A 1,527-nucleotide genomic window follows, 5' to 3' on the forward strand; every position below is an offset into this window, starting at 1 on the left:
GGGGGATAAGGAAAACCCCCAATGATTGAAGTTTCACTTAATCATTTTCTTTAATAGATGAAAGGGGGATGCACTTGGAAAAGGCTGCAAAAGAGACTTTATGGACAAAGTCTTTCATTATGCTGATGGTTGGGAATTTGTTTGTTTTTATGTCGTTTCAGATGCTGATTCCAACATTGCCTCCATATATAAAGTCCATTGGGGCGACTGGTCTTGAAATTGGGCTGGTAACGGCACTGTTTTCGATTGGAGCCGTTTTGAGCAGGCCTTTCATCGGGTTCATGCTGGAATATAAAGCAAGAAAGCAGCTGGTACTGATTGGTGCAGCAGCGCTTTTGGCAATAACCATTATTTATCCGCTTTCAAGCGTGGTGATGATTTTTCTGTTGTTCCGATTCATTCATGGCCTTGCATGGGGCTGGTCAACTACTGTGAATGGGACAGCGGCTGTAGATGTAGTGCCTAATTCCAGGCTCGGAGAGGGAATGGGTTACTATGGCCTGAGCGTTACGATTGGAATGATCATTGCTCCAAGTCTTGGAATCTATCTATATCAGATTACTTCCTTTACAAATCTTATTTATATCTCAAGCGTACTAGGGGTGATTGCCATTGTGCTCCTGGCCATTGTCCGCTACGAAACGCCTGAGGCTGTTATGAAAACAAGGAAAGAAGATCTTAAATTCTCTTATCTGGGCTCTTTAGTTGAAAAATCCAGCTGGTTTCCTGCGTTCATCACAATACTTGTGACCTTTGGATATGGCTCCATCGTAACGTTCATCGTTATTTTTGGCGAAGAGCGGGGCATTGATCAAATATTCCTATTCTACCTGTTTAATGCGATTATGGCATCGCTATCAAGGCCGGTTGCCGGAAAGTGGTTTGACCAGCGGGGGCCGATGGAGCTCGTGCTGCTGTGCACGTTCCTGACTTTCATAGGAATGTGGGTACTTTCCTTCGCTCATTCGAATGTGTTTATTATCATTAGCGGAATCTTGTTTGGAATTGGCTTTGGCTCATTGATTCCTACTCTGCAGTCCTGGACGTTATCCATGACACCATCCAACCGGCGCGGTGTGGCAAATGGAATGTTCTTCTCCTCCATCGACCTTGGCATTGGACTAAGCGGGCTTGTATTTGGGGTGCTTGCACAGTTTGTGGAAACGGCGGCGCTCTTCCAAATATCAAGTGTGTTCCTGATTCTGGGCATGGCTGTTACAGTCATCTATGGGAAACGGCGCCGGGCCGCCCGGCCGCAGCAGGCCTCATAATGAAGAATGAAAACTGGCAGGCAGGAATATATATTTCTGTCTGCCAGTTTTTATTTTGATTTGAGGTGGTATTAAAAGAGTGAAGCTGATTCTAACTATTAAAAATATTACACAGGAATACAGCAATGTTTCAAAAATGATAGAGAAATGAAATTTTTTGCAGAAAAATTTTTGCTACAATATAAGGATAAAGGATGAAAATTGGCGTATTATGCGTTTTTTTAAAAGATAAGAAGGTAAATTCTGAAGTTAGATT

General features: G+C 43.1%; 1 protein-coding gene. It reads left to right on the forward strand.

The window, feature by feature from the left end; all coding sequences use genetic code 11:
• The first annotated feature begins 68 nt into the window (after positions 1 to 68).
• The gene (locus CHI10_RS17415; RefSeq protein WP_095245478.1) at positions 69 to 1,271 is read left to right on the forward strand and encodes an MFS transporter; all 1,203 of its coding nucleotides are present in this window, start codon (positions 69 to 71) and stop codon (positions 1,269 to 1,271) included.
• Positions 1,272 to 1,527 lie beyond the last annotated feature (256 nt).

It is taken from the genome of Bacillus sp. 7894-2 (assembly GCF_002272225.1).
Classification (GTDB): Bacteria; Bacillota; Bacilli; order Bacillales; family Cytobacillaceae; genus Cytobacillus.